Annotated in this window: 17 protein-coding genes; 10 read left to right on the top strand and 7 right to left on the bottom strand. The window is 39.0% G+C overall.

Annotated elements, in window-relative coordinates; translation table 11 throughout:
* Nucleotides 1-749 precede the first annotated feature (749 nt).
* The gene (gene hemN, locus HMPREF3129_RS11865; protein ID WP_020946400.1) at nucleotides 750-2,123 is read left to right on the top strand and encodes an oxygen-independent coproporphyrinogen III oxidase; all 1,374 of its coding nucleotides are present in this window, start codon (nucleotides 750-752) and stop codon (nucleotides 2,121-2,123) included.
* Between the two features lie 29 nt (nucleotides 2,124-2,152).
* On the opposite strand, the gene glnG is transcribed toward hemN, so the two are convergent.
* The 3 genes from glnG to glnA form a co-directional block, all read right to left on the bottom strand.
* Nucleotides 2,153-3,574, bottom strand: a complete 1,422-nt coding sequence (gene glnG / locus HMPREF3129_RS11860; protein ID WP_020946399.1) for a nitrogen regulation protein NR(I) — start codon at nucleotides 3,572-3,574, stop codon at nucleotides 2,153-2,155.
* A gap of 10 nt (nucleotides 3,575-3,584) precedes the next feature.
* Nucleotides 3,585-4,631, bottom strand: coding sequence for a nitrogen regulation protein NR(II) (gene glnL / locus HMPREF3129_RS11855; protein WP_004249083.1), 1,047 nt, complete (start codon nucleotides 4,629-4,631; stop codon nucleotides 3,585-3,587).
* 179 nt (nucleotides 4,632-4,810) lie between these two features.
* The gene (gene glnA, locus HMPREF3129_RS11850) at nucleotides 4,811-6,220 is read right to left on the bottom strand and encodes a glutamate--ammonia ligase (RefSeq protein ID WP_004246801.1); all 1,410 of its coding nucleotides are present in this window, start codon (nucleotides 6,218-6,220) and stop codon (nucleotides 4,811-4,813) included.
* Nucleotides 6,221-6,579: 359 nt separating this feature from the next.
* Between glnA and typA the strand changes: the two genes are divergently transcribed.
* Complete coding sequence (gene typA, locus HMPREF3129_RS11845) at nucleotides 6,580-8,415, top strand: ribosome-dependent GTPase TypA (protein ID WP_004246802.1); 1,836 nt, start codon at nucleotides 6,580-6,582, stop codon at nucleotides 8,413-8,415.
* Between the two features lie 330 nt (nucleotides 8,416-8,745).
* Here the strand turns inward: typA and HMPREF3129_RS19090 are convergent, their stop codons facing one another.
* Nucleotides 8,746-8,880, bottom strand: a complete 135-nt coding sequence (locus HMPREF3129_RS19090; protein ID WP_004246803.1) for a hypothetical protein — start codon at nucleotides 8,878-8,880, stop codon at nucleotides 8,746-8,748.
* Nucleotides 8,881-9,205: 325 nt separating this feature from the next.
* Between HMPREF3129_RS19090 and HMPREF3129_RS18735 the strand changes: the two genes are divergently transcribed.
* The 7 genes from HMPREF3129_RS18735 to rluF all read left to right on the top strand — a co-directional run bounded on the left by HMPREF3129_RS18735 (nucleotide 9,206) and on the right by rluF (nucleotide 14,392).
* On the top strand, nucleotides 9,206-9,892 hold the full coding sequence (locus HMPREF3129_RS18735; RefSeq protein ID WP_036919277.1) for a hypothetical protein: 687 nt from the start codon (nucleotides 9,206-9,208) through the stop codon (nucleotides 9,890-9,892).
* Nucleotides 9,870-10,286, top strand: a complete 417-nt coding sequence (locus HMPREF3129_RS11835) for a hypothetical protein (RefSeq protein ID WP_004246806.1) — start codon at nucleotides 9,870-9,872, stop codon at nucleotides 10,284-10,286. The genes HMPREF3129_RS18735 and HMPREF3129_RS11835 overlap by 23 nt, the downstream gene beginning before the upstream one ends.
* Before the next feature lie 328 nt (nucleotides 10,287-10,614).
* Nucleotides 10,615-10,923: a helix-turn-helix domain-containing protein gene (locus HMPREF3129_RS11830; RefSeq protein WP_004246808.1), complete on the top strand. Its 309-nt coding sequence runs from the start codon at nucleotides 10,615-10,617 to the stop codon at nucleotides 10,921-10,923.
* Between the two features lie 341 nt (nucleotides 10,924-11,264).
* Nucleotides 11,265-11,882 carry a glucose-1-phosphatase gene (yihX, locus tag HMPREF3129_RS11825; protein ID WP_004246809.1) on the top strand — a complete coding sequence of 206 codons (618 nt, stop codon included), beginning with the start codon at nucleotides 11,265-11,267 and terminating at the stop codon, nucleotides 11,880-11,882.
* An 80-nt stretch (nucleotides 11,883-11,962) separates the two neighbouring features.
* The gene (gene dtd / locus HMPREF3129_RS11820) at nucleotides 11,963-12,400 is read left to right on the top strand and encodes a D-aminoacyl-tRNA deacylase (RefSeq protein ID WP_004246810.1); all 438 of its coding nucleotides are present in this window, start codon (nucleotides 11,963-11,965) and stop codon (nucleotides 12,398-12,400) included.
* A 23-nt stretch (nucleotides 12,401-12,423) separates the two neighbouring features.
* Nucleotides 12,424-13,338, top strand: a complete 915-nt coding sequence (gene fabY / locus HMPREF3129_RS11815) for a fatty acid biosynthesis protein FabY (protein WP_004249085.1) — start codon at nucleotides 12,424-12,426, stop codon at nucleotides 13,336-13,338.
* Nucleotides 13,339-13,513: 175 nt separating this feature from the next.
* Nucleotides 13,514-14,392, top strand: a complete 879-nt coding sequence (gene rluF / locus HMPREF3129_RS11810) for a 23S rRNA pseudouridine(2604) synthase RluF (protein WP_017628653.1) — start codon at nucleotides 13,514-13,516, stop codon at nucleotides 14,390-14,392.
* Between the two features lie 87 nt (nucleotides 14,393-14,479).
* Here the strand turns inward: rluF and HMPREF3129_RS11805 are convergent, their stop codons facing one another.
* The 3 genes from HMPREF3129_RS11805 to HMPREF3129_RS11795 all read right to left on the bottom strand — a co-directional run bounded on the left by HMPREF3129_RS11805 (nucleotide 14,480) and on the right by HMPREF3129_RS11795 (nucleotide 18,128).
* The gene (locus HMPREF3129_RS11805) at nucleotides 14,480-14,719 is read right to left on the bottom strand and encodes a hypothetical protein (protein ID WP_036919274.1); all 240 of its coding nucleotides are present in this window, start codon (nucleotides 14,717-14,719) and stop codon (nucleotides 14,480-14,482) included.
* A gap of 83 nt (nucleotides 14,720-14,802) precedes the next feature.
* On the bottom strand, nucleotides 14,803-16,491 hold the full coding sequence (locus HMPREF3129_RS11800) for an AsmA family protein (protein WP_036919271.1): 1,689 nt from the start codon (nucleotides 16,489-16,491) through the stop codon (nucleotides 14,803-14,805).
* Nucleotides 16,492-16,736: 245 nt separating this feature from the next.
* On the bottom strand, nucleotides 16,737-18,128 hold the full coding sequence (locus HMPREF3129_RS11795; protein ID WP_070487044.1) for a uracil-xanthine permease family protein: 1,392 nt from the start codon (nucleotides 18,126-18,128) through the stop codon (nucleotides 16,737-16,739).
* Nucleotides 18,129-18,370: 242 nt separating this feature from the next.
* Here HMPREF3129_RS11795 and gltS point away from each other — a divergent pair, with 242 nt between their 5' ends.
* On the top strand, nucleotides 18,371-19,585 hold the full coding sequence (gene gltS / locus HMPREF3129_RS11790; protein ID WP_004246816.1) for a sodium/glutamate symporter: 1,215 nt from the start codon (nucleotides 18,371-18,373) through the stop codon (nucleotides 19,583-19,585).
* The last annotated feature ends 95 nt before the right edge of the window (nucleotides 19,586-19,680 follow it).

Below are 19,680 nucleotides of genomic sequence, written 5' to 3'. Positions count from 1 at the left end.
TTTATCTGCATTTTATATAAACAGCGTGAGACTACTGATTTGAGAGTGAAACATTAAGGGGGGAAATGATATATCGCAGAGAACTAACCATCCTTGGTTGATTGTCCATTTCCTTCCGTGGCGCATAATCCTTAATTCGGAATATATAAAGAGACGATTAAATAAGAGAAATATCAGAATGAATGCGAAAAGGTAATGGGGAGTGCTATCTTTCCTTGTAATATAGCGACCTTTGTTCTTTTACTGAGCCTCAAATTTAAATCAAAACACGACTTAATTGGATATTAATCAATGTTTAAATATAGAGTATGTAATATTATAAATTAGGTAAAGGGCTAATTATCATTATAATTATAACTATCGAATTATGAGAGAATAAAAATATAATAAAATTAATAAAACGATATATTTATTTATTTTAAAGTGTATTTTGAGTAATATATTTTTTTTAATGTGTTATAAAAATAATCGAAAAAAGATGTATTATTAAAATGCGCTACTAACATATTGAATAAACTTAATTTATTCATAAATAAATTTTAACAGTAATACTATTTCCGTTTAATGTGATCTATATCATATTTTTTACTTGAGTGATTATTTACAGATAGAGTGAAAAGGTCAAAAACAGGATCTTTTTTTCTCTCGTGTTCAGTTAAGCATTTATTGGTTACACTATTATTTCTGGTGGTCATAATGTCTGTTGGCTGGTATGGCACATCGGCGGTTCACTTTTGGAAGGTAGAAGCATGTCAGAACAAACAATTATTTGGGATCTTGACCTGATCCATAAGTATAACTATTCAGGTCCGCGCTACACATCATACCCAACGGCATTGGAATTTAATCAGCAATATAGTGATGCGGATTTCGAACAAGCAACAAAGCGTTATCCCGAGCGACCTCTGTCACTGTATATTCACATTCCTTTCTGCCATAAGTTATGTTATTTCTGCGGTTGTAATAAAATTATCACGCGCCATAAACATAAAGCTGATGAATATCTTGATGTTTTAGAAAAAGAAATTATTAATCGCGCTCGCTATTTTAAAAATAGAAAAGTGACCCAAATGCATTGGGGGGGCGGTACTCCCACTTTTCTTGATAAACAGCAAATTAGTCGCTTAGTCGCCTTATTAAGACAACATTTTCATTTTGTGGAAAATGCTGAGCTCTCTATTGAAATTGATCCCCGTGAGATTGAGTTAGATGTTATTGATCATTTACACAATGAGGGATTTAACCGCCTAAGTATGGGGGTGCAAGATTTTAATAAAGAGGTGCAACAAAAAGTTAATCGTGAACAAGATGAAGCATTTATCTTTTCATTAGTAGCAAGAGCGCGTGAAGTGGGCTTTCATTCTACCAGTATTGATTTGATCTATGGGCTACCTAAACAGACTAAAGAAAGTTTTGCTTTTACGTTAAAAAAAGTGATTGAATTGTCCCCTGATCGCTTAAGTGTGTTCAATTATGCACATTTACCTAATTTATTTGCCGCACAACGTAAAATTAAAGATGAAGATTTACCACTTGCAGAAGAAAAGTTAGAGATCTTGCAAGAGACTATCACCACACTCACCACAAATGGTTATCAGTTTATTGGGATGGATCACTTTGCTAAGCCTGATGATGAATTAGCGGTTGCACAACGCCAAGGCATTCTACATCGTAATTTCCAAGGATATACCACTCATGAAGAGTGTGACTTATTGGGAATGGGCGTTTCAGCTATCAGTATGCTGGGTGATCACTATGCGCAGAACGAAAAAGTGCTAAAAGAGTATTATGCTCGCGTAAATAGCGAAGGGCATGCGTTGTGGCGTGGACTCTCTCTAACTCATGATGATTGTATTCGTCGCGATGTTATTAAGACCTTGATTTGTAATTTCCATCTTAACTTTACTGAGATTGAACATCTATATCAGCTTGATTTTCAAGATTATTTTAAAGAAGACTTAGCATTGCTTGCACCAATGGCAGAAGATGGATTGGTGGAGATCAGCGCAGAAAAAATTCAGGTCACTCCAAGAGGACGTTTATTGATCCGTAATATTTGTATGTGTTTTGATACTTATTTACGTAATCAAATGCGCCAACGCCAATTCTCTCGAGTGATTTAGTGGGCAAAAATAAAAGGGAGGGGAGTGACTTAAAACTCCTCTATACCTAACTCTTTTAATTTACGTGTCAGCGTATTTCTTCCCCACCCTAATAAACGTGCAGCATCTTGTTTATGGCCTTTTGTATAGGAAAGCGCACTGAGTAGTAAGGTGCGCTCAAATTGTGGTAGAGCATCATTAAGAATATTTTCTTTGCCTTCACTGAATACCTCATCCGCCCATAATGAAAGATGTTGTGACCAATGTTGAGAGGAGATACGAGGTATCGATTTGCTCTTCTCATCTGATTGGCGGATCTCTTGAGGTAAATCTTGCGGCATAATCTCTTGGCTAGCGGTCATAACCGTTAACCAACGACATACGTTTTCTAATTGTCTGACGTTACCTGACCAGTGGTATTCCATCATACAATGTAAACTTTGCTGGTGGAGTACTTTAGTTTCAACACCAAGTTCTCGAGCGGTTTTTTGGAGAAAATAACGCGCTAAGCTTGGAATATCTTCTGTTCTATCACGCAGTGGGGGCAATTGAATACGTATTACATTGAGTCGATGGTAGAGATCTTCACGAAAATCACCTTCCATTACGCGTTTTTCTAAGTCTTGATGAGTCGCGGCAATAATACGTACATCGACTTTTACAGGGGCATAACCGCCAACACGATAAAATTGACCTTCAGCCAAGACGCGTAATAAGCGGGTTTGAATATCCAGTGGCATATCGCCAATTTCATCAAGAAAGAGGGAACCGCCGTTCGCTTGTTCAAAACGGCCTTGGCGTACTTGAGATGCACCAGTAAATGCCCCTTTTTCATGACCAAAAAGTTCTGATTCAATTAAGTCTTTGGGAATAGCCGCCATATTGAGTGCAATAAAAGGGGCTTGTGCTCTCGGACTATGGCGATGAAGAGCATGTGCAACTAATTCTTTACCAGTACCCGACTCGCCATTGATAAGCACACTAATTGATGAGCGAGAAAGGCGACCAATAATGCGATAAACCTCTTGCATCGCAGGGGCTTCGCCAATCATGTCAGAGACAGATTGAAGGTTAGTTTCTGTTGTATTAGGTTGTTTTTGCTCTCGATAGTGCGTAATAGCACGATGAATGAGTGCAAGTGTATCATCAATATCAAAAGGCTTGGGGAGATAATCAAATGCCCCTTGCTGATAAGCATTTACCGCGGCATCAAGATCAGAATGCGCTGTCATGATAATAACCGGCAACGTAGGGTGTTGCTCTTTAACGCTTTTTAAGAGAGATAAGCCATCAATATCAGGCATACGAATATCTGATAATAATACATCGGGAAGTTCACTATTGAGTGCACTGAGGACGTCATTAGCGTGTTCGAAGGTTTTACATGTAAGGCCTTCTCGTGTAATGGCTCGCTCAAGCACCCAGCGAATAGAGCTATCATCATCGACAACCCATATATTTCCTTTTTGCATTGGTTATCTCCTATTTTATTGGCAAGTAAATAGAAAACTCGGTATTTCCCGGCCAACTGGTAAACTCAATTTTACCGGCGTGTTGGTCGACTAAGCTACGTGCAATGGATAAACCAAGGCCATTTCCGCCTTCTCTGCCACTGACCATCGGGTAAAAAAGCGTGTCTTGTAGATGAGGAGGAATACCCGCGCCAGTATCAATCACATCAATGCGAGCCACTAGTCGATGACGTTCACCCTGCAGTGTGACTTGGAACGCTGTTCGGGTTCGCAAAATAATAGTTCCCCCAGTTTTCTCCACTGCCTGTAATGCATTGCGGGTAATATTTAACAATACCTGCTCAATCTGATCCGGATAGTGTGAAAGCTCAGGTAGACTAGGATCATAATCTTTGAGTAAGGTGACATTTTCAGGGCATTCTAATGTGATAAGTTGTGCAACACGCTCTACAACATGATGAATACTCTGAAAGGTTTTGGTGCCGGGATGTTGTGGACCGAGTAACCTATCCACAAGCGCTCTTAGGCGATCGGCTTGTTCAATAATGACTTGGGTATACTCAGTCAGCGCAGGATCAGGTAATGATTTTGCTAATAATTGAGCCGCCCCTCGTAATCCACCGAGTGGATTTTTAATTTCATGTGCCAGTCCCCTAACCAATTCCCTAGCCGCCATTTGTTGTGCTTGTTGTATCTGCTCTTGGCTTAACCGGCGTTGACTATCCATAGGCGCCAGCTCCAACAAAATGTGTTGCTCGGAAATAGGCTGGGCACTGAGCGACATAGTGTGTGATTGGTTATTAATAACCAAAATCACTTCGTTATCAGTGAAGCTTTGCCCATTTGCTAATGTTTCACGCATTAACTGTTCATCAAAAGAGGAATAACTAAACAGTGCGCTAAAAGGGGTTTCAAATAATTTACGACGACTTTGAGCCAGTAATTGCAATGCAGCATGGTTTGCATAGCAAATAATAAACTCTTGGTTGATAACCAATACTGAGTGGATTAATGAATCCAAAATAAGTGTGTTATCAGGTAAATCCGCCGTTTCCATATTGAATACTCCCATTGCACCATTTTAGTGCATCTTACCTTTTTTTTCATAAATGAACAGATGCGTAATTTATTAACAGATGCCTCATTAGAGAGAAAAGAGCCCATCCGAAGATGGGCAAAATAGCTTCACGGCAACAAAAAAATCATAAGCAAAGTAAGTACTTTAACTATTGTGCGTTACGCACTGTAATACATTTCAAATTCAAGTGGATGTGGTGCCATACGAACACGCTGCACATCAGTACGTAATAGCTCAAGATAAGCGTCTAAAGCATCATCAGTGAATACACCGCCACGGGTTAAGAATTCACGGTCATTATCAAGGGCATTGAGCGCCTCTTCTAATGAACCTGCCACTGTTGGGATCTCTTTAGCTTCTTCTGGGGGTAAGTCATAGAGGTTTTTATCCATGGCATCACCTGGGTGAATTTTATTGATAATACCATCAAGACCTGCCATTAATTGAGCTGCAAATGCAAGGTAAGGGTTAGCTAAAGGATCTGGGAAACGCACTTCGATACGGCGTGCTTTCATGCTAGCGACTACCGGAATACGAATGGATGCTGAGCGGTTACGGGCAGAATAAGCCAGCATAACAGGGGCTTCAAATCCCGGCACTAAGCGTTTATATGAGTTAGTGGTTGGGTTAGTAAATGCGTTTAATGCACGAGCATGTTTGATAATACCACCGATGTAATACAGCGCCATTTCAGATAATCCGCCATATTTATCACCAGCAAATAAATTGACACCATTTTTAGACAGTGACATGTGGCAGTGCATACCTGAGCCATTATCACCCACTAAAGGTTTTGGCATAAAGGTCGCGGTTTTACCAAATACGTTAGCGACGTTTTGTACTACGTATTTATAAATTTGAGTTTCATCTGCTTTTTTGGTCATGGTATTAAAGCGGGTTGCCACTTCATTTTGACCTGCAGTTGCGACTTCGTGGTGGTGTGCTTCAACCACTAAGCCCATCTCTTCCATGATATTACACATGGTCGAGCGAATATCTTGTGAGGAATCAACCGGAGGGAGAGGGAAGTAACCTCCTTTTACCATTGGGCGATGACCTTTGTTACCTTCTTCATATTGTGTATTGGTATTCCATGCTGCTTCAATATCATTGATGGCATAAGAAGCACCAGAGATATCATTTTTAAAACGAATATCATCAAAAAGGAAGAATTCAGGTTCAGGGCCAAATAGGACGGTGTCAGCGATACCACTTGATTTTAAGTAGTCTTCTGCACGTTTTGAGATAGAGCGCGGGTCACGATCGTAACCTTGCATAGTGCCTGGCTCTAAAACATCACAACGAATAATTAATGTTGGATCTTGGAAAAATGGGTCAAGCATCGCTGTTGTAGCATCAGGCATTAGCACCATATCTGATTCATTAATGCCTTTCCAACCACCAATAGAGGAGCCGTCGAACATTTTTCCTTCTTCAAAGAAATCATCGTTAACTTGATGCGCCGGAATAGTAATATGTTGTTCTTTACCGCGGGTATCAGTGAAACGTAAGTCAATATATCTAACTTTATGTTCTTCAATCATGGATAACACATGTTCAAGGGACATAGTAACTCTCCTGGCGAATGGTTTTATTAAGTGCAGTGGCCTTACACATTTTTCGGTGAATTTTTTGCTCACCTAAACTCTATTGCGAAAAGCATGCCAACTTATCTAAAAAGGGATATATACTGTATTGATGAAGTTTAGTGTAGAATATCCCCCGTGATTTTTTAATTATTGCACAAATTTGGTGCAAATTAAGTCTGAATAGTTGCACAATTTTGGTGCAATCGGTTCAAGACGACTTATTTCTGAGGCGTGAAAAGGATCACAATTCAATTAATTGCATATTGTTAAGCAATCATTATTGTGATCTTGTTTAGTCTCTCGTCTAAAGCGTGTACAATAACACGCTTATTTCTACAATGCCTGAGGCAAATTTTGTGATCGAAAACTTGCGTAATATCGCCATCATCGCCCACGTTGACCATGGTAAAACTACTATTGTCGATAAATTACTACAGCAATCTGGCACGTTCGGTGAACGTGAAACCGTTGCTGAGCGCGTGATGGACTCTAATGATCTCGAAAGAGAGCGCGGAATTACTATTCTTGCGAAAAATACAGCGATTAAATGGAATGACTATCGTATTAATATCGTAGATACCCCAGGACACGCCGACTTCGGTGGTGAGGTAGAACGCGTTATGTCTATGGTAGACAGCGTTCTATTGCTGGTTGACGCGATGGATGGCCCAATGCCACAAACTCGCTTTGTGACACAAAAAGCGTTTGCTAACAACTTAAAACCTATCGTTGTTATCAACAAAGTTGACCGTCCAGGTGCACGCCCTGATTGGGTTGTTGATCAGGTCTTTGATCTGTTTGTTAACTTAGGTGCGACTGACGAACAACTGGATTTCCCAATTATCTATGCATCAGCATTAAATGGTATTGCGGGAACAGATTATAATGACATGGCTGATGATATGACTCCATTATATGAAGCTATCGTCAAATATGTAGAGCCGCCAAAAGTCGATCTGGAGGGGACCTTCCAGATGCAGATTTCTCAGTTAGATTATAATAACTATCTGGGTGTTATCGGTATTGGCCGTATTAAGCGCGGTAAAGTAAAACCTAATCAACAAGTGACTATCATCGATAGCGAAGGTAATACCCGCAACGGTAAAGTAGGTAAAGTATTAGGTCATTTAGGCTTAGAGCGTATCGATGTTGACGTTGCAGAAGCTGGCGACATCATTGCGATTACAGGTTTAGGTGAATTAAATATTTCTGATACGATTTGCGAAGTAGGTGCTGTGGAAGCATTACCTGCATTAGCCGTTGATGAGCCTACTGTTAGCATGTATTTCTGTGTTAATACATCACCATTCTGTGGTCGTGAAGGTAAGTTTGTTACTTCTCGTCAGATTTTAGATCGTCTGAAAAAAGAGTTAGTTCATAACGTAGCACTGCGTGTTGAAGAGACTGAAGATCCAGATGCATTCCGTGTATCAGGTCGTGGTGAATTACACCTATCAGTACTGATTGAAAATATGCGCCGTGAAGGTTACGAATTAGCCGTATCTCGTCCGAAAGTTATCTTCCGCGAGATTGATGGTCGTAAACAAGAGCCTTTCGAACAAGTCACTATCGATATTGAAGAGCAGCACCAAGGTGATGTGATGCAAGCGATGGGTGAGCGTAAAGGTGAAATGCGCGACATGCAACCAGATGGTAAAGGACGTGTACGTTTAGACTACATTATCCCTAGCCGTGGTTTAATTGGCTTCCGTACTGAGTTTATGACGATGACATCAGGTACTGGTTTACTGTACGCAACATTCAGTCATTATGACGATGTGCGCCCAGGTGAAATCGGTCGTCGTAATAATGGTGTGATGATCTCTAATGGTCAGGGTAAAGCCGTTGCTTACGCGCTATATAGCTTACAAGATCGTGGTAAGTTATTTGTTACTCATGGTGCAGAAGTTTATGAAGGCCAAGTTATTGGTATTCATACTCGCTCTAATGACTTAACAGTAAACTGCTTAACAGGTAAAAAACTGACAAATATGCGTGCTTCTGGTACGGATGAAGCGACAACGCTGACGCCACATATCAAGCAAACATTAGAACAAGCATTAGAGTTTATTGATGATGATGAATTAGTGGAAGTGACTCCACAATCTATTCGTTTACGTAAACGTCATCTCTCAGAAAACGATCGTCGTCGTGCTTATCGTAGCAAAGACTAATTTGTTATTCTGATAATATAATTCTTAGGGCGCGTTAAGCGCCCTGAGTTTATAAAACCCCGTCACTTCTGTGAAGTGATCCTAGCTCTACCCTTGCGGTATCGAAAGATTACAGTGCGTACCTGATAAGAGCACCAATCAACGGACTAGAGATTTTTCGATTGCACCATCGAAAGAAGCCCAACCTAACCAGAAGTACCCAACTTAGCTAGTTGCACGAGCTAAGGCACAATAACCGAATCATAGAGAAAAGCAAAGACAGGAAGATGCTGTCGCTTCGCTCTGTTTTGATTAGTACCACATTGAGGCATTAGGTTTTTATGCTAAATGCTATAAGTCTTTCATATGACGTTTTATCGCCTCTTCACTTTCAGTAAGCCAGGCATCTCGTTGTTCTTGGTCTTCTTGCTCCTTTTTCCATAGTTCTATTTGCGCCGGACTAAACCGATTTTTCCTTTTGACCATTTGGTTGAGCCTTTTTCATTTGCGCATCTCAGTCTCGGGTTTTACTTTTTTCGCTTTCATCCGATATCTCATAAATCATTGACTACTTTTAAAAACGTTAATCGCATTTTTAAGTTTAAAAAAGAGATGCTCAGAACCACCCAAAAACCAACAGAAACTGTGCTAAACTGCCAATACAGATTTGGTATTATGAGATGCGTTTGTTGCTTAAAATTGTTTTGATGGGGAATTAGAGATAAATGGACAGTTTTCACTAACTAACTAGGCCGTTTAACATAATGGGTCTTATCTGAAACTAAATTGCAATAACAAAAGATGAGTGATAATGACAAAAAGATCAGATATTGATGGAGGCAGACTTATCTATACCAAAGAAATTGGATGGATAGATAAAGGCCATGCAAAAGGTGAAGATGCATCCACTTTAATGAGTGTTCTAACTGCAGGAGACTATAGTACTAAAGAGCCATATTTTACCTTGAAGTACACTCAATACATGGGAAGAGGAAGAAGTTATGGGGTGTCAAAAATAACTCGATGGAAGGTTAGAAGAGGATTATCAGATAATGATAAAAAGAGAGTAGCTCTTACTATTATTATGTATACCACTCATAAATTTGAATCTCTTCAAGATGCTTTTCCTTTTAGTTGGTTTACGGATAGTGGTTATAGTGGAGAGGATTGCATATCAAACTTATTAGGATTTTACAGAGCAGTTAGTGACGTAGACCCAATGACATATTTAACAGTATTAAGTAAAGAAGAGGCTTATCGTCGCTGGGATTATTACGGCTCTATTGGTAAATATAAAAATAAGCTTTTCAAACCGTTAATTTTTCCTGATCCAGCTATTTATCCAAATAATGCAAGACCTTACTTCGTTTCATTACCATGCTATTTGGATCGCGTAAAACCGATAGAAGATATTAGAAATAATAGTATTTTAATTCATGTAAAAGATACAACAGGAATAAACATTGGAGCTGAAAGTGAATGGATTAAAATTGAATAAATTTTTTATTTTTCCAATATTATTGATTTTATCTTTAATGACGACCATCATTTTACTGATGTTTCCTGGTGACAGAGAATATACCAAGTTAAATTTCGTTTATTATTACCTATACACTTTTGATGAGGTCAAAAAAATAGATTTTATATCAGATGAATATATCATTATCTATAGACCCATAGATGGAAATTCAAATGAGTCCAATGATGTTATTTTTTTTAATATAAAACCTGAAAAGAACATAGCTCTTATTGATAATCTATCTAAAAATGGATTCACCTCTACATATGATGATTTCTATAAAGAAGAGCGATGGGTTAAAGATAATATACATATAAAAATATCTATTGATGAAAAATCAAGAACCACATCACTTTTTGTTGAGAAATCTTAAATGTTTTGACTAATACTATCACCTGACATTCCTGCACAAATGTGATCCCAAGATATACTTTCATATCTAATAGTAATATCTTCATATGGTTGTGCATTAGCATGAATAAGTGAGTTCGGATAATGCGCTGATATACCTATAATGCTAGCTTTTGTTATTTTTCATTCCTTGATTTCCATTTACAACTCAAGTGTTGTTTCTTGTCTTATATACAACTTGAAAGTTGTTTTTATTGCTGTATACAATTTATAAGTTGTTTTTTGTTTATATACAACTAAAATGTTGTATATAATGCTAATGTAATCACTGAAATGGTTTAGAGTTAATTATGAAGACTATTAATGAAATTGCTAATTTAATAGCGGAACAACGTAAAAAATTAGGTATTGAGCAAAAAGATATGTATCTACGTATCGGTATGAAACAGCAACAATACCAACGTATAGAATCAGGAAGTGATTTAAAACTATCAACCTTATTAAGAGTATTAGAAGGACTAGATTTAGAGTTATCAATTAAGGCTAAAAATTCTAATATAAACCCTATGATTGCAAGTACTGTGATAGCGAATAAAAGCGAAATTGATTTGAAAGATGATGGGGATGATCTCGACTTTTGGTTTAAAACAGAGGAATAAGGTATGAATAAACAAATCGAGAAAGTGGAAGGCCTTAATATTCAGCTACATGGCATTTTAAATGCTTGATGAGCATAAAGAGAAATTAGTATTACATTGGGCACAGTTGCATGATGATTTTAAAATCATAGGAAAATAAATGGGGAGAGAGTACCTTATCATCACATGGCAATTCCTTTATAGATAAGGATGCTTCTCGTCTTATTTTTCGTCTCTTCCCCTTCTGGTTTTATGTTTTTCAAAAAATTAGGTGTGAATATGGTATTTTTTATCGTTTAAGCCTATTCACTCAAGCAATTTATGATTAAAGTAAAACGAGTTTTCTATTATGGAGAGAATTTATGCTTTATATCTTTGATATGGGTAATGTGATTATCGATATTGATTTCAATCGTGTTTTTGCCGTGTGGAGTAAACTCAGTGGGGTTCCATTAGCCAGTATAAAAGATAATTTTACGACTGGGGAAACCTTTAAATTACACGAACGAGGCAATATTACGGATATAGAATTTGCAGAAGCTGTCTGTGCTGAGCTTGGTATTGGACTGAGTTTTGAACAGTTTGCGGAAGGATGGCAGGCTATTTTTATCGCTGTTCGCCCAGAAGTCATAGATATAATGAATAAGCTAAGAGAGCAAGGTCATCGTGTGGTGGTATTGTCAAATACTAATCGATTACATCAAGATTATTGGCCTCAGCACTATCCTGAAATCGCCGCTTCAGCGGATTTTCTCTATTTATCCCAAGATATCGGTATGAGAAAGCCAGATCCTGAAGTGTATAAATATGTGCTACAGTCCGAAGGCGTTGAAGCACAAGATGCTGTCTTCTTTGACGATTTACAAACTAATGTCGATGCAGCCATTGCGTTAGGTATTCAAGGTGTTCATGTCGTAGATAAAAATACGGTTGTTGAATACTTTAAAGATCATGATTTTACTCTCCCAGTAACAGAATAACGTTGTAATAGGATAACAATTAATTGAATTTGTTATCCTTTTTTTATAAACACATATTCGGTGTTAATCAGGAATACAGTATGATTGCGTTAATCCAAAGAGTGACACAAGCGAAAGTCGATATTGCCGGTGTGACTGTTGGCGCCATTAATCACGGCTTACTCGTGCTATTAGGAGTAGAAAAAGACGATAACCAACAGAAAGCAAAAAGATTGTGTGAAAAAGTGTGTGGTTATCGTATTTTCAGTGATGAAAATGACAAAATGAATCTGAATGTACAACAAGCAGGTGGTAGCCTATTAGTCGTATCGCAATTTACACTGGCCGCTGAAACCCAAAAAGGGATGAGACCGGGTTTTTCTAACGGAGCGCCTCCTGAAATGGCTGAAAATTTATATCACTATTTTGTTGAGCAGTGTAAGCAACAAGGTTTAGAAACCCAAACAGGGCAATTTGCCGCCGATATGCAGGTCACCCTGACTAATGATGGCCCAGTGACATTCTGGTTGCAGGTCTAGTTGAATTATAATAGGAGCTTACTATGTATCATTTACGAACCCCTAAGACGCAAGCAGAATTAGCAGCTTATTATACTTTTCGTTGGGAAATGCTTCGTAAACCGTTACATCAGCCAGAAGGCTCCGAAAAAGATGGTTATGATACCTTAGCGCATCACCAGATGGTGGTTGATGACAGTGGGCAACCCGTTGCTATTGGTCGTCTCTATATAAATGCCGATAATGAAGGTGCAATCCGCTTTATGGCGGTACGTGAGGATGCTCAAGGTAAAGGATTAGGCTCTTTAGTTGCCATGGCGTTAGAGTCTTTAGCTCGTCAAGAAGGGGTAAAGCGTATTGTTTGTAGCGCCAGAGAAGAGTCCGTTCGTTTCTTTGAAAAATTAGGTTATGAGAATTGTGGTTTAGTCACAGGCCCTCAAACTACCCCGATCAAACATTACTTTATGAAAAAAAGTATTGAATCATTAGATGATATTCTCCATCGTCCTGATTGGTGCGCGGAGTTGCAAAAACAGTGGCATCAGCATATCCCCCTAAGTGAAAAAATGGGGTTACGTATTACGCAATATACGGGCACCCGTTTTTATACCACGATCCCTGAATCCGGTAATCAAAACCCACACCATACTATTTTTGCCGGTAGCCAGTTTTCTTTAGCAACACTGACCGGTTGGGGGCTGATTTGGTTGTTAATGCAAGAGCATAAACTGCAAGGCGATATTGTGCTGGTGGATGCGCATATTCGTTATCGAAAACCAGTCTCAGGTCGGCCGTCAGCCGTTGCTGATATGGAAAATTTAAGTGGTGATTTAGGACGATTAGCGAAAGGAAGCAAAGCACGTATTAAGTTAGATGTTGATATTTGTGGTGATGAAGGTACGGGAGCGGTTTTTAGCGGCACTTACATTGTGTTACCCTCACAAAATAAACAGTACTAAATAATAAATCTCTATTTAATTGAAAATTAAGTTATTTATTGTTTTTATCTCTCTTTTTTTCTACCTTTTCCTTATCATGGAAATGAGGAGTGAGAAATCTCTGCTTTAGTGTATACCTAATAGTGTTTCTATCGTCACTTAATTGAGGTATATTCCGCAGTTTACGGAGGGAAGCATGGACACCAATTTATCTACTCGTCTTAATAAATATATCAGTGAAAGCGGTATCTGTTCACGTCGTGAAGCCGACCGTTATATCGAGCAAGGTCTGGTTCTTATCAATGGTAAGCGCGCAGGCATTGGCGATCGCGTAACGGCTGGCGATGAAGTGAAAGTGAATGGACGATTAATTGAAGCGCAAGATAATTCTGAGCTGGTGTTGATCGCACTGAATAAACCTGTAGGTATCGTCAGTACCACAGATGAAGGTGAGAAAGATAATATTGTTGATTATGTTAACCATAGCACCCGTATTTTCCCAATTGGTCGTTTAGATAAAGATTCTCAGGGACTGATTTTTTTGACTAACCATGGTGATCTGGTCAATAAAATCTTACGGGCGGGTAACTCCCATGAAAAAGAGTATTTGGTCACGGTTGATAAACCCATTACTGATGAATTTATTCGCGGTATGGGGGCGGGTGTTCCTATTCTGGGACAAAAAACCAAGAAATGTAAGGTGAAAAAAGAAGCCGCAATGGTATTTCGTATCACCTTAGTACAAGGTCTAAACCGTCAAATTCGTCGTATGTGTGAATATTTTGGTTATGAAGTCACCAAGCTTGAACGTATCCGTATTATGAATGTTAGTTTGGCGGGATTACCTGTCGGGGAATGGCGTGACTTAACGGATGATGAGCTGATAAAGCTATTTGATGCTATTGAAGCATCAAGCTCTGAAGCCCCTAAACAGAAGCAAAATAAACCTAAGAAACAGATAAGTAGTAATGCGAAAGCGTTAGGGATCCATATTCCGAAAACAAAAGCCAAAGAGACGGAAAATAATACGCGTAAACGCTTTGCACAACCGGGGCGTAAAAAGAAAAAACGTTAGTTTGTTTCTTTTGTCATTCTGAGTTAAATAAGCGCCTATAGCGGGAGAAATTAGCGCTTATCCCGCTTTATTCCTCACTGCAATCAATCACTCTAAATCCAGTTCATCGAGTTTCTTTTGGCGACGTTCAAGTACAATGGCGGCTAATTCTGCATCCATAATACGCCCCATTAGCGTGTTATAATCCTGTTTTGATAGGCAATAAAATAACGGAGTTTGGTTATTATCACACACTTCGACACTACTACTATTTTCAAGTGCGGTTAAGGGTGCTTGCTGAAATTCATCAAGAGTGATTGTTGGCAGGGAAAAATTGTCATCAGACATGAAAACTCCGCAATAAGAAAATAGAAAGAGTCTGCATTGTAACGCTTTTTGCAGCAGGCGCAATCTATGCGCCTGCTAAACCATCAAAAGGATAAATTATTTATTATTTCGCCGTCTTGCATCTTGTCATCGATAGGCGTTTGGTCATCTTTTTTACCTATTAATGTACCATTTAAGGTTGGTATAACAGCGTCAGCGGCTAAGTTGCCTTTCAGTTTTAAGGTAAATTGTCCTGTTTCATCGGTAGGTTGCGATAATTTCCAACCCATATTATTAGGCAAAGAGAGGGGCACATTCAGCCCATTGACGATAAGAGAAAATAGTCTTTGGTTATTGTTTTGTTCTAATGCAGCAGAGCCACGCACGATGCCTTTATCTACGAAAGCAGAAAACTGTGGAATAATGGCAGTATCTTGTTGTGTCATTAATGTTATGTCAGGGCGGCGAAGCTCTACGCCATTTAATGTACCACTATCAGCACTTAACGTCGCGGTGCCTTGCCATAATCCCCATTGCCCATCTTTGGCGATGATTAAATTTTTCAGTTGGCCTGTTAGGCCGGTAAATTGAAAAGGAAAGAGGGGATTAATATCAATGAGGATAGATTGGTTTAATGATAACTGCTTAATATTGATACTCTTCACATCTTGCTCAATAGGTTTAGCAAAGAAGGAGAGCCATTGCTCAGGTAGGGTATATAAAATACCTGAGAGTGTTGCATCTTCAATATTTAAAGTCTTTGTCTCGCTGTTCCATTGTCCTGCTAGTTTTATTAGCCCTTTTTCATAGCGTAAGCTTAAATTATCTATGTTAAATAAATTATCTTGCTGATTTAACTTAGCGATCACATCAGTGACATGTTGATTTTTATAGACAATATCATCGGTGTTTAGCTCACCGGATGTCAGTGATAGCCTATTATTCCACGCAACTTGAGAAAACTGCCCAGCAAATCCACTTATTGCCCACTGTTTCCCTTCGGCAGTAAAATCAACAATGCTCAATTGCTTGATAGTCATTGCTGGAGATTGACTTAATGATTGTTGTAACTCTTCTAAGGTTTTTGTGGATTGCCAACGCAGTCCGGTTAAGTAAACATCATTAAGTTGCCATTGGTTATCTTGATATTGGCCTGATAAAGAGAGTGAGCCATTAAGGAACTGGGTGGCTAATTTTTCAATCAAAATACGATTTGGTTGATATTCGCCAGCAACAATAAAATTATTAAAGCTATTTTTTCCTATCATGCCATCAGCAATGGAAAACTGAAAATGCCCCGCACCAATAGGATCGGTCGAGGTAGGTTTCCAAGGTGTGATACCTCCCGTTATTTTGTTAGCACTAAAGGTGAATGTTGTGCTAGATGTTGGCATGCTATCTAACTGCATATTTTTAAACTGGAGAATATCTGCACTAACAGGAAGGGGAGCTATTTTATTAGCTAAAATAATTTTACCATTCTCTAAAGTAATTTTTTGCAGATGAGACGGCGTAGTAAAAAATTGCCAGTTAAACCTAAGTTGTGCTGATTGGGCTAATACGGCGGTTTTATCTTGTTTGGGGTTAATGGACAGATCATAAACAACAATTTGTTCTGGTTGAGTTAAATCATGTTCAATACCGGAAAAGCGAATGTCATAATCACTATACTGTGTTAACCATTCACTGGTTTTTTGCGCACCCCATTGTGTCTGAAGAAAGGCATAAATCACAATAATAAATAAAATAACGATAAGTATCAGAGATACCAAACTTTTTATCAGCCAGCGCATAACCTTTCTCCTGTTTTATACTCCATCAAAACATCATACAGTTATGCCTGAAAATTGACTTTTGCTCAAGTATTCATCAATAAAAGAGTAGTTATGGCATTCTCTTTTATCTAGCCGATATTCTTGCCTAAAAGTAAATAATAATTTTGTTGCCTTAAGTAATAATTAAATCATGTTATTAATCAATTTATTAAATGCGCTATTCCGATTAAAGAGTGAAATAGCGCCGGATTGTGTTTCAGCTATTATTTTTCGGGTGGAAAAATCAGGTTTAAAATAATAGCGGTTAGACCGCCTGCAGCAATACCGGATGACAGTAATGTTTTTAGCCAATCAGGTGCAAACTGTAATATTTGAGGTTGCTGTGATACCCCAAGTCCTACGGCCAAAGAGATGGCGAGGATCATAATAGCACGACGATTTAGTGCCTCTTTAGAGACGATACGCACCCCAGATGCAGCGATAGTACCAAACATAACAAGCGTTGCCCCCCCTAGTACAGGTTCAGGAATTCGTTGTACAAATTCTGCCACAGAGGGAAATAACCCTAAAATAATCAACATGGCTGCTACGACATAGCCCACATAGCGACTTGCCACACCTGTTAATTGAATAACGCCGTTATTTTGCCCAAAACAGGAGTTTGGAAAGGTATTAAAAAATGCAGAAACCATAGAGTTCAATCCATTTGCTAATATGCCCCCTTTAATGCGTTTCATATAAAGTGGCCCACTGACGGGTTGTTCTGAAACATCTGAGGTGGCAGTAATATCACCAATGGTTTCTAATGAGGTGATCATAAACACCAGCATTAGTGGGATAAGCAAATGCCAATCAAATGAGAGGCCATAATAGAAAGGTTCTGGTACGGTGATAATCGGTGTTTCTTGTTGTTCAGGCGGTGTAGGTAGCATATCTAGCCACCATGCCAAAATATAACCGACAGCCATAGCAATCACTAAAGAAGCGACACGTAAATAAGGGTTTCTTTGGCGGTTAAGTAAAATAATAACCACTAATACCGAACCCGCTAATAAAAGGTTTTTAGGTGAGCCAAAGGTGTTACTTTCAATAGCGGCGTAACCACCACCAATAGAAGTAAGCCCAACTTGAATTAAAGAAAGGCCGATAATCATCACCACAATTCCTGATACCAATGGTGTGATAATCCGGCGAGCTAAATGTAAAAAACGCGATAATAGCACTTCGGTAAGTGAAGCAACCATTAAAGTGCCAAATAGAGCCGCCATCATTGTTGGAATATCCGCGCCACCATTTTTTAATGCCAATCCCCCCATAATCAGAGGAGCCACAAAATTAAAACTGGTGCCTTGAATTGATAATAAACCTGAACCTACGGGACCCCAAGCTCGAATTTGGATCAGTGATGCAATACCTGAGGCGAATAATGACATGCTGATAATGCGTTGAGTGTCATGTGCAGGTAATCCTAATGCTTGGCAAATTAAGATAGCAGGGGTTATTACGGCGACAAACATGGCTAATAGATGCTGACAAGCCGCAAATAGTGTTTGTGGTAATGGGGGCTTTTCTTCTAAAGCGAATAGAAGCTCACTCGTTTTTTGGGGCGAAATCTGACTACTTTGTGACAAATTACGATTTTCTGAAGTAACCATGATGTGAATTTCTTATCTGGCAAAAAGCGTATTTTAATGATCTGCGCCACAAAAGCAATCGTTTGCGTAAAATTGATGTTATCAAAATGCATAAGAGGCGCTCACATTTTTATATGTTTTAACTTGTGTTTATCGTCGTTTTTTTTTCTAATCGGGGTATACCTGCTTTTGGCGTTGTTCATGGATGAACTTAGCGTCGTAGTTTTTTTATACAAAATTAACAAATAAGACGGGGTACATAAATGTATCATCTCGATGTTTATGGCACGCTAGTCGCGGCCACTTTGGTTCTTTTACTCGGACGTAAGTTAGTGAAATCTGTTCCTTTTTTAGAACGGTATACGATCCCAGAACCCGTTGCAGGTGGGTTACTTGTTGCAGCTCTTTTACTTGCATTAAAATCATTTATGGACTGGGAAATTAGCTTTGATCTCTCCTTAAAAGATCCACTGATGCTCGCTTTTTTTGCAACAATTGGTTTAAACGCGAACCTTGCCAGCTTAAAAGCGGGAGGAAAAGCGCTGTTTATTTTTGTGTTTGTGGTCGTTGGATTACTTTTAGTTCAAAACACAGTAGGTATTGCATTAGCAGAAATGCTAGGCCTTGATCCTCTTATGGGATTATTAGCCGGTTCTATTACCTTATCAGGTGGTCATGGAACGGGTGCCGCTTGGGGGAAAACATTCGTTGAAAGCTACGGCTTTATGAGTGCCTCTGAAGTGGCTATGGCTTGTGCAACCTTTGGTTTAGTGTTAGGTGGATTAATTGGTGGCCCTGTTGCGCGTTATTTAATTCGTAACATTCCAACCCCTGGCGCAGGCAGTGATGATCATGAAATGCCTACAGCCTTTGAGAAACCCGCTACGGGGAGAATGATCACTTCAATGGTGTTATTGGAAACCATTGCGATGATTTCTATCTGTTTAATGGCAGGGACTTTCTTATCTCAGTTACTAGAAGGTACGGCTTTCTCATTACCTACCTTTGTGTGTGTACTGTTCATTGGCGTTATTTTAAGTAATAGCCTATCAATGCTCGGTTTTTATCGTGTATTTGATAGAGCCGTTTCTGTTTTAGGTAACGTTAGCTTATCGTTATTTTTAGCGATGGCGCTGATGAGCTTAAAATTATGGGAGCTGGCATCACTGGCAATACCTATGTTGGTTATTCTCGGTGTTCAAGCGGCAGTAATGGCATTGTATGCAATTTTTGTCACTTTTCGTGTTATGGGTAAAAATTATGATGCGGCAATTTTGGCCGCGGGTCACTGTGGTTTCGGTTTAGGCGCTACGCCAACGGCTATCGCTAATATGCAAGCTGTGACAGATCGTTTTGGTCCTTCTCATCTTGCATTCTTAGTTGTTCCGATGGTCGGTGCATTCTTTATTGATATAGTGAATGCGATAGTGATCAAATTGTATCTGATGCTACCATTCTTTACGCCTATAGCAGGGTGATGACAGTGTTCATCTAGTTCGAATGAGAACGGCACAGGTAAGTCTGTGCCGTTTTTTATTACAGTATTAAGCCCTCAAGTGCGCTCTAAGCCATT

Source organism: Proteus sp. HMSC14B05 (assembly GCF_001808035.1).
Lineage (GTDB): Bacteria > Pseudomonadota > Gammaproteobacteria > Enterobacterales > Enterobacteriaceae > Proteus > Proteus mirabilis.
Note: the sequence above shows the minus strand (reverse complement) of the source record. Positions and strands in the feature narration are given on the sequence as shown.

Coding starts and splice junctions, on each gene's coding strand:
- glnG (WP_020946399.1), bottom strand. CDS start 3,574: ATGCAAAAAGGAAATATATGGGTTGTCGATGATGATAGCTCTATTCGC.
- HMPREF3129_RS11805 (WP_036919274.1), bottom strand. CDS start 14,719: ATGTCTGATGACAATTTTTCCCTGCCAACAATCACTCTTGATGAATTT.
- rluF (WP_017628653.1), top strand. CDS start 13,514: ATGGACACCAATTTATCTACTCGTCTTAATAAATATATCAGTGAAAGC.
- HMPREF3129_RS11795 (WP_070487044.1), bottom strand. CDS start 18,128: ATGGTTACTTCAGAAAATCGTAATTTGTCACAAAGTAGTCAGATTTCG.
- HMPREF3129_RS11830 (WP_004246808.1), top strand. CDS start 10,615: ATGAAGACTATTAATGAAATTGCTAATTTAATAGCGGAACAACGTAAA.
- HMPREF3129_RS18735 (WP_036919277.1), top strand. CDS start 9,206: ATGACAAAAAGATCAGATATTGATGGAGGCAGACTTATCTATACCAAA.
- typA (WP_004246802.1), top strand. CDS start 6,580: ATGCCTGAGGCAAATTTTGTGATCGAAAACTTGCGTAATATCGCCATC.
- glnL (WP_004249083.1), bottom strand. CDS start 4,631: ATGGAAACGGCGGATTTACCTGATAACACACTTATTTTGGATTCATTA.
- HMPREF3129_RS11800 (WP_036919271.1), bottom strand. CDS start 16,491: ATGCGCTGGCTGATAAAAAGTTTGGTATCTCTGATACTTATCGTTATT.
- yihX (WP_004246809.1), top strand. CDS start 11,265: ATGCTTTATATCTTTGATATGGGTAATGTGATTATCGATATTGATTTC.
- gltS (WP_004246816.1), top strand. CDS start 18,371: ATGTATCATCTCGATGTTTATGGCACGCTAGTCGCGGCCACTTTGGTT.
- hemN (WP_020946400.1), top strand. CDS start 750: ATGTCAGAACAAACAATTATTTGGGATCTTGACCTGATCCATAAGTAT.
- fabY (WP_004249085.1), top strand. CDS start 12,424: ATGTATCATTTACGAACCCCTAAGACGCAAGCAGAATTAGCAGCTTAT.
- dtd (WP_004246810.1), top strand. CDS start 11,963: ATGATTGCGTTAATCCAAAGAGTGACACAAGCGAAAGTCGATATTGCC.
- HMPREF3129_RS19090 (WP_004246803.1), bottom strand. CDS start 8,880: ATGGTCAAAAGGAAAAATCGGTTTAGTCCGGCGCAAATAGAACTATGG.
- glnA (WP_004246801.1), bottom strand. CDS start 6,220: ATGTCCCTTGAACATGTGTTATCCATGATTGAAGAACATAAAGTTAGA.